This window comes from Burkholderia sp. Ax-1724, from assembly GCF_011752995.1.
Taxonomy (GTDB): Bacteria; Pseudomonadota; Gammaproteobacteria; order Burkholderiales; family Burkholderiaceae; genus Paraburkholderia.
This window is the reverse complement of sequence record NZ_VWWL01000022.1, coordinates 137,654-150,036: the sequence shown is the minus strand read 5'-3', so window position 1 is coordinate 150,036 and position 12,383 is coordinate 137,654. Positions and strand designations below refer to the sequence as shown.

Sequence of the window (12,383 nt, the reverse complement as noted above, 5' to 3'; positions counted from 1 at the left end):
CAAGCGCCCACACTTATCGGCTGTTGGTTTTTAAAGATCAGTCCACAAACTCACAGCACCCAAACCACCCGGCACCGCTTCGTTCGCGTCGCTGCGTCTGCAGCAGAGAAACGAGATTATGGAGACTGTTTCCCACTCCGTCAACCCCCATTTTCGCTTTCACTTAAAAAATGTTGGTGCTTACTTCCAGCGATTCACTTCCGCGTCGCGCTCACCACAGCCTCGATCGGAACGGCATCAGCCATTGCGGCATAGCCTGCATCGCTCGGATGAATGTGATCGCCACTATCGAAAGCGCGCTGCAACCGCTCCGGCTGCGCCCGGTCGCGCAACACCGCGTCGAAATCCACGACGCCGTCAAAAGCATGGCCGCTCCGAATCCACTGGTTGACGGCGAGCCGGATATTTTCCCGCTCCGGCGGCAACGAAGCCGGCGTCAGCGTCGCGCCGAACACCTTGACGCCATCGCGCCGCGCGGCCGCGATCACTCGCTGATAGCCGGCGATCAGGTCGGCGGCCGTCACCGACGTATGCGGGAAATCGCAGTCGAGCCCGCCATGCGGCGGCATCGCCGCAAAATTGATGTCGTTGATACCGATCAGCAAGATCGCCACCTTGACGCCCGGCCGGCGCAAAACGTCGCGCTCAAAACGGCTCAGGAGCGCGTCGCCGTAGCAGGGTGAATCGCTCAGCAGCCGATTGCCGCTAATACCGAGATTCACGATCGCGGTCGACTGCACGCCACTGCCTGCCAGCCGGTGAGCCAGCGCATCCGGCCAGCGGCGGTTCTGGTTCAGGCTCGAGCGCATGCCGTCGGTAATCGAATCGCCGATCGCGGCGATGGCAGCCGACTGCGCCGCGGCCTCCACCGACAACCCCGTCACCCACACGTATTGCGTGAACCGGCCACGAAACGCCGCGGCGGCAGGATCAGCCGCGTGATTGCCGGGCGCCGACACATAATTCACCTGGTTCGACACGCGGTGCCAGGCGACAATCCGCTGCTCCGGCCCCATGAGCGCACTGATCGCATACGGTGCGCCTTCAGCGATATCGAGCGCGATCGGATCACTATCCAGCTCCCCACCCGGCGGAATGCTCAACGCCCCCTTACCACCGAAAGTCACGCGAACCCCATCGCCGACAGCTGCTGCGCCGCCCGCCGAGCGCGCAATGCGCAACTCATCGATGACGAGCGGCGTCTTGCCATACGCATTGCTCAGGTGAATGCGAGCACTTTTCCCCGACAGCGTCGGATAAACGATCTGGCGAACCGTGCGCCCGGCCACTTCCGGGGCGCGATAAAGCGAGGGCAATTCGGCCCGTTGCGGAATGGGCTGCAGCGCGGTTGCCCATGCGGCGACCCAGTGTCCGGAGGTGTCGGCGGCAAAAGCGTTCGAGGAAACGGCAAAGGAGGCGAATTGGGCAAGCAGCGCCGCGCCGCAGGCGGCCGCCAAGGTGCGAATGGTCATTCGGAGGATCGGTTCGGGGCGAAACGCGCATTGTGCCCGATCGCCGCGGCAATCGCGGACAACGCTACCCAACGACGTACACCGCCCGCGCGCACGCCGCCGCCACCGCAGTTCAAGCCGTCTGCTCTCCCACGAGCTTCAGCGCGAGCGCTTCCGCAACCTCGATCCCGTCGATCGCTGCCGAATAAATCCCGCCGGCATACCCGGCCCCCTCGCCCGCCGGATACAGCCCTTCGACGTTCACGCTCTGATAATCGTCGCCGCGACGCACCCGGACCGGCGACGACGTTCTCGTCTCGACGCCCGTCAGCACCGCATCATGCATCGCAAAACCGGCGATTTTCTTCTCCATCTGCGGCAGCGCTTCGCGGATCGCCTCGATCACGTAATCGGGCAGCGCGGTGCTGAGATCGGTCGGATGCACGCCAGGCTTGTACGACGGCACCACCGAGCCGAGCGACGTGGACGGCCGCCCCGCGATGAAATCGCCGACCAGTTGGCCCGGCGCCATATAGTTGCCGCCGCCGAGCTCGAACGCCCGCTCTTCCCACTTGCGCTGGAAAGCGATGCCGGCGAGCGGTCCGCCGGGGTAATCGTCAGGCGTAATGCCGACCACGATGCCGGCGTTCGCATTACGCTCGGCGCGCGAGTACTGGCTCATGCCGTTCGTGACGACGCGCCCCGGCTCGGAAGTCGCCGCGACCACCGTACCGCCCGGGCACATGCAGAAACTGTAGACCGCGCGCCCGTTGCTGCAGTGGTGCACCACCTTATAGTCGGCTGCGCCCAGTTGTTTGTGACCGGCAAATTTGCCAAAACGGCTGCGGTCGATCACACCTTGCGGATGCTCGATGCGAAAACCGAGCGAAAACGGCTTCGCTTCGACATAAACGCCGCGATCGTGCAGCATCTGAAACGTATCGCGCGCACTATGGCCGACCGCGAGCACGACGTGATCGCAGCGCAGCGTCTCGCCCGTGGAAAGCTTCAGCCCGCGCACCTTGCCGTCGTCGATGTCGAGGTCCTCGACACGGGTTTCGAAGCGCACCTCGCCGCCCAGCTCGTGGATCGTCGCGCGCATCTTCTCGACCATGCTGACGAGCCGGAACGTGCCGATATGGGGCCGGCTCAGGTAAAGAATGTCTTCCGGCGCGCCGGCCCGCACGAATTCGTCGAGCACCTTGCGGCCGTAGTGTTTCGGGTCCTTGATCTGGCTGTACAGCTTGCCGTCCGAGAACGTGCCCGCGCCGCCCTCGCCGAACTGCACGTTCGACTCCGGATTGAGCACCGACTTGCGCCACAGGCCGAACGTATCTTTAGTGCGCTCTCGCACGGCCTTGCCGCGCTCCAGGATAATCGGCCGGAAGCCCATCTGCGCGAGGATCAGCCCCGCGAACAGCCCGCACGGCCCCATGCCGATCACGACCGGGCGCGGCGCATTCGACTGCGCGGGCGCCTTTGCGACGAACTTGTAGCTCATGTCGGGCGTCACGCCGCAGTGCGGCACGTCGGCGAGCCGCCTCAGCACGGCCGCCTCATCCGTTACTTCGACATCGACGATGTAGGTGAGCTTGATGTCGGCGCGTTTGCGCGCGTCGTGCGCACGGCGAAACACCGTGCATCGGATGAGCCCGTCCCTGGCCACGCCGAGTTCCGCGAGGCGCGCGCGGACGGCCGCTTCGAGGTCGCTTTCGGGATGATCGAGCGGGAGTTTGATTTCGCTTAGACGTAACATGGGTACCGGAGATGCAAGTGGGCCGCAAATCGCGGCCAATTCGCAATTTTACCGGGGTAAGTGCCGCAACGGGGCCTCAGCCGGTCATGAACCGCCCGTGCCGCAGGACTGCGGCATACCCGCAATGGATTCGTAACACGCCCCGGTAGCCCCTATTAGTCGACACATTTATCCTCAAAAAATTTATTAACCGACCGGTCGGTTGATTTATACTACGCCGACACAGATCACTTCCGCAGAGAGCGTCCCATGTACACGCAATCCCTGGATATTCCCGGCAATGTCGCCCCGCTCGATGCGGACGCGAACTCTCCCGAGCAGGCGCGCTTCGACGCGGTCATGAACGCCGACGGCAAGATCGAGCCGCAGGACTGGATGCCCGAGGCGTACCGCAAAACGCTGGTCCGGCAAATCTCGCAGCACGCGCATTCGGAAATCGTCGGCATGCTGCCCGAGGGCAACTGGATCACGCGCGCGCCGAGCCTCAAGCGCAAGGCGATCCTGATCGCCAAGGTGCAGGACGAAGCGGGCCACGGACTGTATCTATATAGCGCCGCAGAAACGCTCGGCGTGTCGCGCGATCAACTGATCGCCGCGCTGCACGCGGGCAAGGCCAAGTATTCGAGCATCTTCAACTACCCGACGCCCACCTGGGCCGACGTCGGCGTGATCGGCTGGCTCGTCGACGGCGCCGCGATCATGAACCAGATCCCGCTGTGCCGCTGCACGTACGGCCCGTACGCCCGCGCAATGATCCGCATCTGCAAGGAAGAGTCGTTCCATCAGCGCCAGGGCTTCGACTCGCTGCTCGCGATGATGGCCGGCACCGAAGCCCAGCGCGAACTGGTGCAGCAGGCCGTGAACCGCTGGTGGTGGCCGGTGCTGATGATGTTCGGCCCGAGCGACAAGGATTCGGTCCACAGCAACCAGTCGGCGAAATGGGGCATCAAGCGCATCACCAACGACGACCTGCGCCAGAAATTCGTCGACGCAACCGTCGAGCAGGCCAGGGTGCTCGGCGTCACGCTGCCCGACCCGGACCTGAAATGGAACGAGGCGCGCGGCCACCACGACTACGGCGACATCGACTGGGAAGAGTTCTGGCGCGTCGTGAACGGCGACGGCCCGTGCAACCGCGAGCGCCTCGCGACCCGCGTCAAAGCCCACGAAGACGGCGCCTGGGTGCGCGAAGCCGCGCTCGCCCACGCCGAAAAGAAGCGCCAGCGCGCGCAGCAGCACGCCGCCTGAACCGCACGGCGCGCGATTAGCGAAAGTCAGGAATCAGGAGATCAGCAATGAACAAGGAATGGCCGATTTGGGAAGTGTTCGTGCGCAGCAAGCAGGGCCTCGACCACAAGCACTGCGGCAGTCTGCACGCCGCCGACGCGCCGATGGCGCTGCGCATGGCGCGCGACGTCTACACGCGCCGCCAGGAAGGCGTGAGCATCTGGGTGGTGCCGTCTTCGGCGATCACGGCGTCCGCGCCGGACGAGAAGGCCGAGCTGTTCGAACCGGCGGCCGACAAGATCTACCGTCACCCGACGTTCTACACGCTCCCCGACGAAGTCAACCACATGTAAGCGCGGCCATGCCTATCACGCCCCAACACCTCCAGTACGTGCTGCGTCTCGCGGATACCGCGCTGATCCTCGGTCAGCGCAACACCGAGTGGAGCGGCCACGGCCCGATCCTCGAAGAGGACATCGCGCTGTCGAACATGAGCCTCGACCTGATCGGCCAGGCGCGTCTGCTGTACACGCATGCGGCCGCGCTCGAACAGCAGCTCACCGGCAAGCAGCGTACCGAGGACGACTACGCGTACTTCCGCACCGAACGCGAGTTCGCCAACTACACGCTCGTCGAGCTGCCGCACTACGGCCCGCTCGCCGGCACCGCGCAAACCGAAAAGGATTACGCGGTCACGATCGTGCGCAATTTCCTGTACTCGACGCTGATGGCGCATCTGTGGAGCGCGCTGGCGAACTCCACGGACGAGCAACTGGCGGCGATCGCCGCGAAGTCGATCAAGGAAACGACGTACCACGTGCATCACGCCGGCGAGTGGCTGATCCGCTTCGGCGACGGCACCGACGAATCGCATCGCCGCGCGCAAGCCGCGCTCGACTATCTGATGCCGTACACGCGCGAGTTTTTCAGCGCGGATGCGGTGGAAGACGTGATCGCCGCGGCCGGCATCGGCCCGCGCACGTCGGAACTGGAAACCGCCTGGCTCGAAGACGTGCGCGCCACACTCGACGAAGCGACCTTGACGCTGCCCGAAGCGGTCAGGCACGTGAGCACCGGCAAGCACGGCGAGCATTCGGAGCATATGGGCTTCGTGCTCGCCGAAATGCAGAGCCTCGCGCGCCAGCATCCGGGCGCAACCTGGTAAAGCGCGCGATGACGACCTCGACCGCTCCGCTCGCAGCCAATACCGCTGCTCATACCGCCACCGACCCGGCGCGCGCGCGCGCGTGGGCCGTGCTCGAAGCGGTGCCGGACCCGGAGATTCCGGTGGTATCGATCCGCGAGCTCGGCATCCTGCGCGACGTGCGGCGCGCCGCCGACGGCGTGCTCGAAGTCGTGATTACGCCAACCTACTCGGGCTGCCCGGCGATGTCGCAGATCGCCGAAGACGTCGGTCATGCGCTCGACGCCGCGCAACTCGCGCCCTACCGCATCGCCACCGTGCTCGCGCCGGCCTGGACCACCGACTGGATCACCGCCGACGCCCGCGAAAAACTGCGCGCCTACGGTATCGCGCCGCCGACGGGCAACTGCGGTTCCGCCGCCAGGACCCAAGCCGCGCCGCGGGAAAAAGTGCTGCGCTTCGTGCCGCGCTCGCTGTCGGCGCCGGCCTGCCCACGCTGCGGCTCCGCGCACACCGAGCGGCTCGCGCAATTCGGCTCGACCGCCTGCAAAGCCCTGTACCGCTGCCTCGACTGCCGCGAACCCTTCGACTACTTCAAACCGTACTGATATGGCCACCCCGCAATTTCATCCGCTGCGTATCCGCGAAGTGCGCCCCGAAACCGCCGACGCGGTCTCGGTCGCGTTCGAAGTCCCGGTCGAACTGCGCGACCACTATCGCTTCACGCAGGGCCAGTTCGTCACGCTGAAGACGCATATCGACGGCGAGGAAACGCGCCGCTCGTATTCGATCTGTGTGGGCGTCACCGACTACGATCGCGACGGCGAGTTGCGCATCGGCATCAAGCGCGTGCGCGGCGGGCGTTTCTCGAACTTCGCGTTCGACACGCTGCAGCCCGGCCACACGATCGACGTGATGACGCCGGATGGCCGCTTCTTCACGCACCTGAACGCCGAGCAGGGCAAGCAGTACCTCGCGTTTTCGGGCGGCTCGGGCATCACGCCGGTGCTCGCGATCATCAAGACGACGCTCGAAATCGAGCCGCGCAGCACCTTCACGCTCGTGTACGGCAACCGCAGCGTCGACCAGATCATGTTCGCCGAGGAACTCGAAGACCTGAAGAACCGCTTCATGAACCGCTTCGTGCTGTACCACGTGCTGTCGGACGATCTGCAGGACGTCGAGCTGTTCAACGGCGTGCTCGATCAGCAGAAGTGCGCGGCCTTCATGGAACAGCTGCTGCCGGCCGAGGCAATCGACGAAGCGTTCATCTGCGGCCCCGCGCCGATGATGGACGCCGCCGAAGCCGCGCTGAAAGCCGCCGGCGTGCCGCCCGCGAAAGTGCACGTCGAGCGCTTCGGCACGCCGCTGCCGCAAGCGGGCGTGCCGCCCGTCGAAATCACCGAAGACACGCCCGCTGCCGATCTCGAAATCGTGCTCGACGGCAAACGGCGCAAGCTGCGCCTGCCCTATCAGGGCGTGAGCGTGCTCGACGTCGGCCTGCGCGCCGGCCTCGCGCTGCCGTATGCGTGCAAGGGCGGCGTCTGCTGCACCTGCCGCGCGAAGGTGCTCGAAGGCGAAGTGAAGATGGAAAAGAACTACACGCTCGAAGAACACGAAATCCGCGACGGTTTCGTGCTGACCTGCCAGTGCCATCCGGTCAGCGAGCGCGTGGTGGTGAGCTACGACGAGCGTTAAGCCAAAGGCAATCCGCGCTCTATCATGGTCGGACACGACTCGGCAGCATTGCGCTTTTGACGCGGCGCTACGTCTGCCCGACGGCCGGCGCGCTTTCGGCCATTTCGCGATCCGCTTACACTAGGGGCCGCTCATCGACCGGAACGTCGGTTTCCGGTCGATGAGCGGCCTCTTTTTGTCACCGCCGCAAGCGCCACAGCAAGCCTTTGTCCATGAGCACGATTCACCTCACCAACGGCGACGTCGCCGCCGAATCCCTCCGTTCCGCGCTGGCCCAGGCCGGCCGCGACGACCGCGTGCAGGCGTTGCGGGACGATCTGGCCGTCGGCCCGCTGCGCGGCATCGACGACGGTCCGGACATGCGCGCCGATTTCTGGGAGCGCGTGAGCGCGGACACAAAGCGCAATTTCCTGCAGGAATTCCGCGATCAGGCCGCGGCGCTGAACAGCATCGCGAACGGAACCGCGAATCTGGTCGTGTGGCACGGCGAAAGCTCGTCCGATCAGCTGATGCTGCGCCGGGTCTGCTACTACCTGCGCAATAGTCCGCAGCGTCTGAACGAGGTGCGGCTGTCGATTGCCGATCTCACCGATCCGCTCGCGTGGGCGCATACCCGCAAGGACCGCGCGACGTCGGTCGGCATGTTCGCACCGGATGTGCTGCAGTCGCGCCTGCCCGACGCCGCGCCGATTTCCGTGCTACGTATCAGCCGGCTTGCGCTCGAATGGCAGGAAGTCAAGCACGCGAACGGCGAAACCCGGCGCTGGCGCGACAACACGTTCACGAGCAGCAGCTTCGCCGAACTCGACGCGCTGATCCTCGATCACGCCGCCGAAGCATGGCAGCCCGCCGCGCGCATCGCCGCCGGGGTGATGAGCGCCGAACTCTGGTTCCTCGTCAGCGACAGCATCGTGCTGTGGCGCCTGCGCGAACTGGCGGCCAGACGGCGTATCCGCCTGCGCGGCGACACGAACGCCTGGCGCTCGCTCGAACTGTGCGCCACGTTCGCCCTCCGCTCAAACCCGTAAAACAAACGACTATGGCCCGCACCCGAGCCCCCGACCACGAAACCCAACGCGAGCAGATTCTCGAACTGGCCGCGGAAAAATTCGCGCAGACCAGCTATCCGAGCACGTCGATGGCCGATCTGGCCGCGGCGAGCGGCACCTCGAAAGCGCGCCTCTATCACTACTACGCGAGCAAGGAAGCGATCCTGTTCGATCTGCTCGACCGCTACACGAAGCGGCTGATGCTGATCATCACCGAGGTGGAAGGCGCAAGCCAGCGGCGCGGACTCAGCGAGCGCGAGACCTTCGCCGAGCTGATCCGCGCGTTCCTCTCCGAGTATGAAACGTCGCACAGCCGGCACGTCGCGCTGCTGAACGACGTGAAGTATCTGGTCGACGCGCAACGCGAGATCATCCTGAACCGTCAGCGCGACGTAGTCTCGGCCTTCGCGCGCCAGCTCGCGCGCGCTTACCCCGAGCGCGCGACGCGCGACAACCAGACCGCGCTGACGATGATGGTGTTCGGCATGATCAACTGGACGTTCACGTGGTTGAAGCCGGACGGCAAGATGGGCTACCGCGAGTTCGCCGAGCAGGTGGTGGACGTGCTCGAGCACGGTTTCGGCCCGGCGCCGGCGCACTGAGACGGCGGCTCCGCGCAAGGAGCCGGTGCGCCGGCCCACGGCGGAATGCCGGCTCGCGCACCACACGAAATGACGCAAAGCAGCAATATCCAGAACGGTTGACCGTTTAAGACATGTCTGAATTATATGCGTGAGGCATCCTTCTACGAACGCCCGTTCATTTTATTTTTTACATACAAATCAAATAATTAAAAATAGAGCCAGAGTATTTTAGATTATCCCCTCGGGTTTTTATACGGGTTTTCCCTAGTGATCGAGCCTGGTTTCCGCTAGAATCGATTTTGCGGTGCACCACGCCGCCTGATCAAAAGGAGAACCCGACCATGAACACGCTGACACCCCGCATCGCCGAGCCGATCGTCGCAAACGATCGTCCGTCGCTGTCTGCTGGACGCGAGCCCGCTCTGGTCCGTGAGCTCACCGCGATCGACCGCGAACGGCTGCTGGCCCACTTCCTTGCGCTCGAAGAAGACGATCGTCTGCTGCGCTTCGGCCAGGTCGTACCGAATCACGTCATCGAAAACTACGTGCGCGCGATCGACTTCACGCGCGACACCGTGTTCGGCGTATTCAACAGCAAGCTCGAACTCACCGGCGTCGGCCATCTGGCCTATCTGCCGGCCGAAGGCGACAAGCGCACCGCCGAATTCGGCGTGTCGGTACTGGAAAGCGCGCGCGGCCAGGGCATCGGCACGAAGCTGTTCGAGCGCGCCGCGATCCGCAGCCGCAACACGCGCGTCACGATGCTGTATATCCACTGCCTGTCACGCAATTCGACGATGATGTATATCGCGAAAAAGGCCGGCATGAAGATCGAATACGCGTACGGCGAAGCCGATGCCTATCTGACGCTGGCCCCCGCCGACCAGTCGAGCATCCTCGCCGAGATGCTGCAGGAGCAGGCCGCAGTGCTCGACTACGCACTCAAGCGCCAGGCGCGCCAGGCATCGCGGCTCTTCGAGTCGTTCATGCCGGCAGCCGTCGCTGCCTGAATAATCGCTACGGGGAAATGAGAAGGGGGCGGCCGCAAGGTCGCCCTTTTTTCTGTCCGCGCTTTGCCTCGCAGCAAACGCCACGCTTCGCACCGGTAATGCCGCCGACAACGCTCACAGAATAGGCAGCGCCGTCGTTTCCTTGATCTTTTCGAGCGAGAAGCTCGATTTCACGTCGATCACCGACGGATGCCGCAGCAACTGATCCTGCACGAAGCGCGAAAAATGCGCCATGTCCTCGACCTGGACGCGCAGCAGATAGTCCATCTCGCCGGTCATCGCGTGACAGGCCACCACCTCGGGCCACGTCTGCACGGCCGCGCCGAACAGATCGGCATGCGTGGCTTCGCCGTGCGGACTGAAGGCGCGGCCGCCGCCCTTTTCGAGCCGCACGCTGACATACGCAAGCAGATCGAGCCCGAGCCGCTGCGCGTCGAGCAGCGCGACATAGCCGCGAATCACGCCACTTTCCTCCAGCCGGCGAATCCGCCGCAGACACGGACTCGGCGACAGATTGATCCGTTCCGCAATCTCCTGATTCGACAGCCTGCCGTTCTGCTGAAGGATGGCCAGAATGCGCCGGTCGATCGCATCTATCTCGGAATTAGCCATGTTCTGCCATATACCTTTGCAATTGAGCCATAAACTGGCTCAAGCGTAGTGATGCGTGATTAAGTTCGCAAGTTTTTGTCTCCACCACGGTTCTACACTGGTGGCATCCGGTCGCGCTCAACCGACCGCCCCACGCGCTCACCGCCAGCGCACCTCAGCAGCCCTCTTGCATGGGAAACGGAGACAGACAATGCAGGTTTCAACTTGGGAAAACCCGGTCGGCACCGACGGTTTCGAATTCATCGAGTACACCGCGCCGGACCCGAAGGCGCTCGGCAAGCTCTTCGAGCAGATGGGCTTCACCGCCGTCGCGCGGCATCGTCATAAGGACGTGACGCTGTATCGCCAGGGCGAGATCAACTTCATCGTCAACGCGGAAAAGCATTCGTTTGCACAGCGCTTTGCACGGCTGCATGGCCCGTCGATCTGCGCGATCGCGTTCCGCGTGCAGGACGCTGCCAAGGCTTACAGCCAGGCGCTCGAAAAAGGCGCGTGGGGCTTCGACAACAAGACCGGCCCGATGGAGCTGAACATTCCGGCGATCAAGGGCATCGGCGATTCGCTGATCTATTTCGTCGACCGCTGGCGCGGCAAGAACGGCGCGACGCCGAACAGCATCGGCGATATCGACATTTACGATGTCGACTTCGAACCGATTCCCGGCGCGAATCCGAACCCGGTCGGCCACGGCCTGACCTATATCGATCACCTCACGCACAACGTGCATCGCGGCCGCATGCAGGAATGGGCCGAGTTCTACGAGCGCCTGTTCAATTTCCGCGAGGTGCGTTACTTCGACATCGAAGGCAAGGTGACCGGCGTGAAGTCGAAGGCGATGACCTCGCCCTGCGGCAAGATCCGCATTCCGATCAACGAGGAAGGCTCGGATACGGCCGGCCAGATTCAGGAGTATCTGGACGCCTACCACGGCGAAGGGATTCAGCACATCGCGCTCGGCACCGGCGACATCTACCGCACCGTGGACGGTCTACGCGGCTCGCACATCTCGCTGCTCGACACGATCGACACGTACTACGAACTCGTCGATCGCCGCGTACCGGGCCACGGCGAGCCGCTCGAGGAACTGCGCAAGCGCAAGATCCTGATCGACGGCGCGCCGAACGATCTGCTACTGCAGATCTTCACCGAAAACCAGATCGGCCCGATCTTCTTCGAGATCATCCAGCGCAAGGGCAATCAGGGCTTCGGCGAAGGCAACTTCAAGGCGCTGTTCGAATCGATCGAGCTCGATCAGATTCGCCGCGGCGTCGTGCAGGACAAGACCTGACAGCGCAACGCGACCGGCACGCGCCATCATGAAAAAAGGGCGAGGATCGTAAGACCCTCGCCCTTTTTCCGCTTACGCCGCGATCCTCATCGGGAGCGCGGCCGGTTGTCAAACGACACACCGCAAACGCGGTACATCACGAATTCCGCGGGCTCTAGTCGGCTCTGACCGAACGCTCGCTCTGGCTCCTCGCCAGCCTGACAGGCGCGACCTGCGCCGCGCGGCTGATTGCGTTCGACAACGCGCTGGTGCTGCCCGCGTTCGAACGGACCGGCGCGCTCATCGCGAAAAAAGCGGCCGATACCATCAGGAAGGTCTGGATGTTTCTCGTGTTCATGCGTACTCCTTTTCTGACTGCCCTGCTGTCACGCAGCTCCGCCGAATGCGGCGCATTGAAGACATTGCACGCAGGTCGCGGATTAGACAGTGATTTTCACTACGGTTCCGCGATTTTGTAGGTTTTACAGCTTGTTACATGCGCAATCGCAATAGGAGCGAAATGCAAGGCAAATGCATGAAAACGGCTTGCAACCTGCTGCCATTCGCATCGAACCCGCGCCGCAT

General features: G+C 63.8%; 13 protein-coding genes. 9 read left to right on the top strand and 4 right to left on the bottom strand.

The features are described from left to right. Nucleotides 1-194 precede the first annotated feature (194 nt). Together F3J19_RS24995 and F3J19_RS24990 are read right to left on the bottom strand one after the other, a co-directional pair. Nucleotides 195-1,472, bottom strand: a complete 1,278-nt coding sequence (locus F3J19_RS24995; protein ID WP_167047613.1) for an SGNH/GDSL hydrolase family protein — start codon at nucleotides 1,470-1,472, stop codon at nucleotides 195-197. 112 nt (nucleotides 1,473-1,584) lie between these two features. After that, nucleotides 1,585-3,207 (bottom strand): NAD(P)/FAD-dependent oxidoreductase, encoded by a 1,623-nt coding sequence (locus F3J19_RS24990; protein ID WP_167047610.1) that lies wholly within the window; start codon nucleotides 3,205-3,207, stop codon nucleotides 1,585-1,587. 249 nt (nucleotides 3,208-3,456) lie between these two features. Between F3J19_RS24990 and paaA the strand changes: the two genes are divergently transcribed. From paaA to F3J19_RS24950, 8 genes are all read left to right on the top strand, one after another. Next, complete coding sequence (gene paaA / locus F3J19_RS24985; protein ID WP_167047607.1) at nucleotides 3,457-4,455, top strand: 1,2-phenylacetyl-CoA epoxidase subunit PaaA; 999 nt, start codon at nucleotides 3,457-3,459, stop codon at nucleotides 4,453-4,455. A 47-nt stretch (nucleotides 4,456-4,502) separates the two neighbouring features. After that, nucleotides 4,503-4,787, top strand: coding sequence for a 1,2-phenylacetyl-CoA epoxidase subunit PaaB (paaB, locus tag F3J19_RS24980; RefSeq protein WP_167047604.1), 285 nt, complete (start codon nucleotides 4,503-4,505; stop codon nucleotides 4,785-4,787). An 8-nt stretch (nucleotides 4,788-4,795) separates the two neighbouring features. After that, entirely contained in the window at nucleotides 4,796-5,599 is an 804-nt protein-coding gene (gene paaC, locus F3J19_RS24975) for a 1,2-phenylacetyl-CoA epoxidase subunit PaaC (protein ID WP_167047601.1), read from the top strand. 8 nt (nucleotides 5,600-5,607) lie between these two features. Continuing rightward, complete coding sequence (gene paaD / locus F3J19_RS24970) at nucleotides 5,608-6,186, top strand: 1,2-phenylacetyl-CoA epoxidase subunit PaaD (RefSeq protein WP_167047599.1); 579 nt, start codon at nucleotides 5,608-5,610, stop codon at nucleotides 6,184-6,186. A gap of 1 nt (nucleotide 6,187) precedes the next feature. Further along, nucleotides 6,188-7,276 (top strand): 1,2-phenylacetyl-CoA epoxidase subunit PaaE, encoded by a 1,089-nt coding sequence (gene paaE, locus F3J19_RS24965; RefSeq protein ID WP_167047596.1) that lies wholly within the window; start codon nucleotides 6,188-6,190, stop codon nucleotides 7,274-7,276. A gap of 212 nt (nucleotides 7,277-7,488) precedes the next feature. Beyond that, nucleotides 7,489-8,304: a DUF1835 domain-containing protein gene (locus F3J19_RS24960; protein WP_167047594.1), complete on the top strand. Its 816-nt coding sequence runs from the start codon at nucleotides 7,489-7,491 to the stop codon at nucleotides 8,302-8,304. Between the two features lie 11 nt (nucleotides 8,305-8,315). Beyond that, nucleotides 8,316-8,927, top strand: a complete 612-nt coding sequence (locus F3J19_RS24955) for a TetR/AcrR family transcriptional regulator (RefSeq protein WP_167047591.1) — start codon at nucleotides 8,316-8,318, stop codon at nucleotides 8,925-8,927. A 323-nt stretch (nucleotides 8,928-9,250) separates the two neighbouring features. Continuing rightward, nucleotides 9,251-9,919 carry a GNAT family N-acetyltransferase gene (locus F3J19_RS24950; RefSeq protein WP_167047588.1) on the top strand — a complete coding sequence of 223 codons (669 nt, stop codon included), beginning with the start codon at nucleotides 9,251-9,253 and terminating at the stop codon, nucleotides 9,917-9,919. Nucleotides 9,920-10,033: 114 nt separating this feature from the next. On the opposite strand, the gene F3J19_RS24945 is transcribed toward F3J19_RS24950, so the two are convergent. Continuing rightward, on the bottom strand, nucleotides 10,034-10,531 hold the full coding sequence (locus F3J19_RS24945; protein WP_167047585.1) for an Lrp/AsnC family transcriptional regulator: 498 nt from the start codon (nucleotides 10,529-10,531) through the stop codon (nucleotides 10,034-10,036). Nucleotides 10,532-10,721: 190 nt separating this feature from the next. Between F3J19_RS24945 and hppD the strand changes: the two genes are divergently transcribed. After that, entirely contained in the window at nucleotides 10,722-11,819 is a 1,098-nt protein-coding gene (gene hppD / locus F3J19_RS24940; RefSeq protein WP_167047582.1) for a 4-hydroxyphenylpyruvate dioxygenase, read from the top strand. Nucleotides 11,820-11,973: 154 nt separating this feature from the next. Here the strand turns inward: hppD and F3J19_RS24935 are convergent, their stop codons facing one another. Further along, the gene (locus F3J19_RS24935) at nucleotides 11,974-12,156 is read right to left on the bottom strand and encodes a hypothetical protein (RefSeq protein ID WP_167047580.1); all 183 of its coding nucleotides are present in this window, start codon (nucleotides 12,154-12,156) and stop codon (nucleotides 11,974-11,976) included. Nucleotides 12,157-12,383 lie beyond the last annotated feature (227 nt).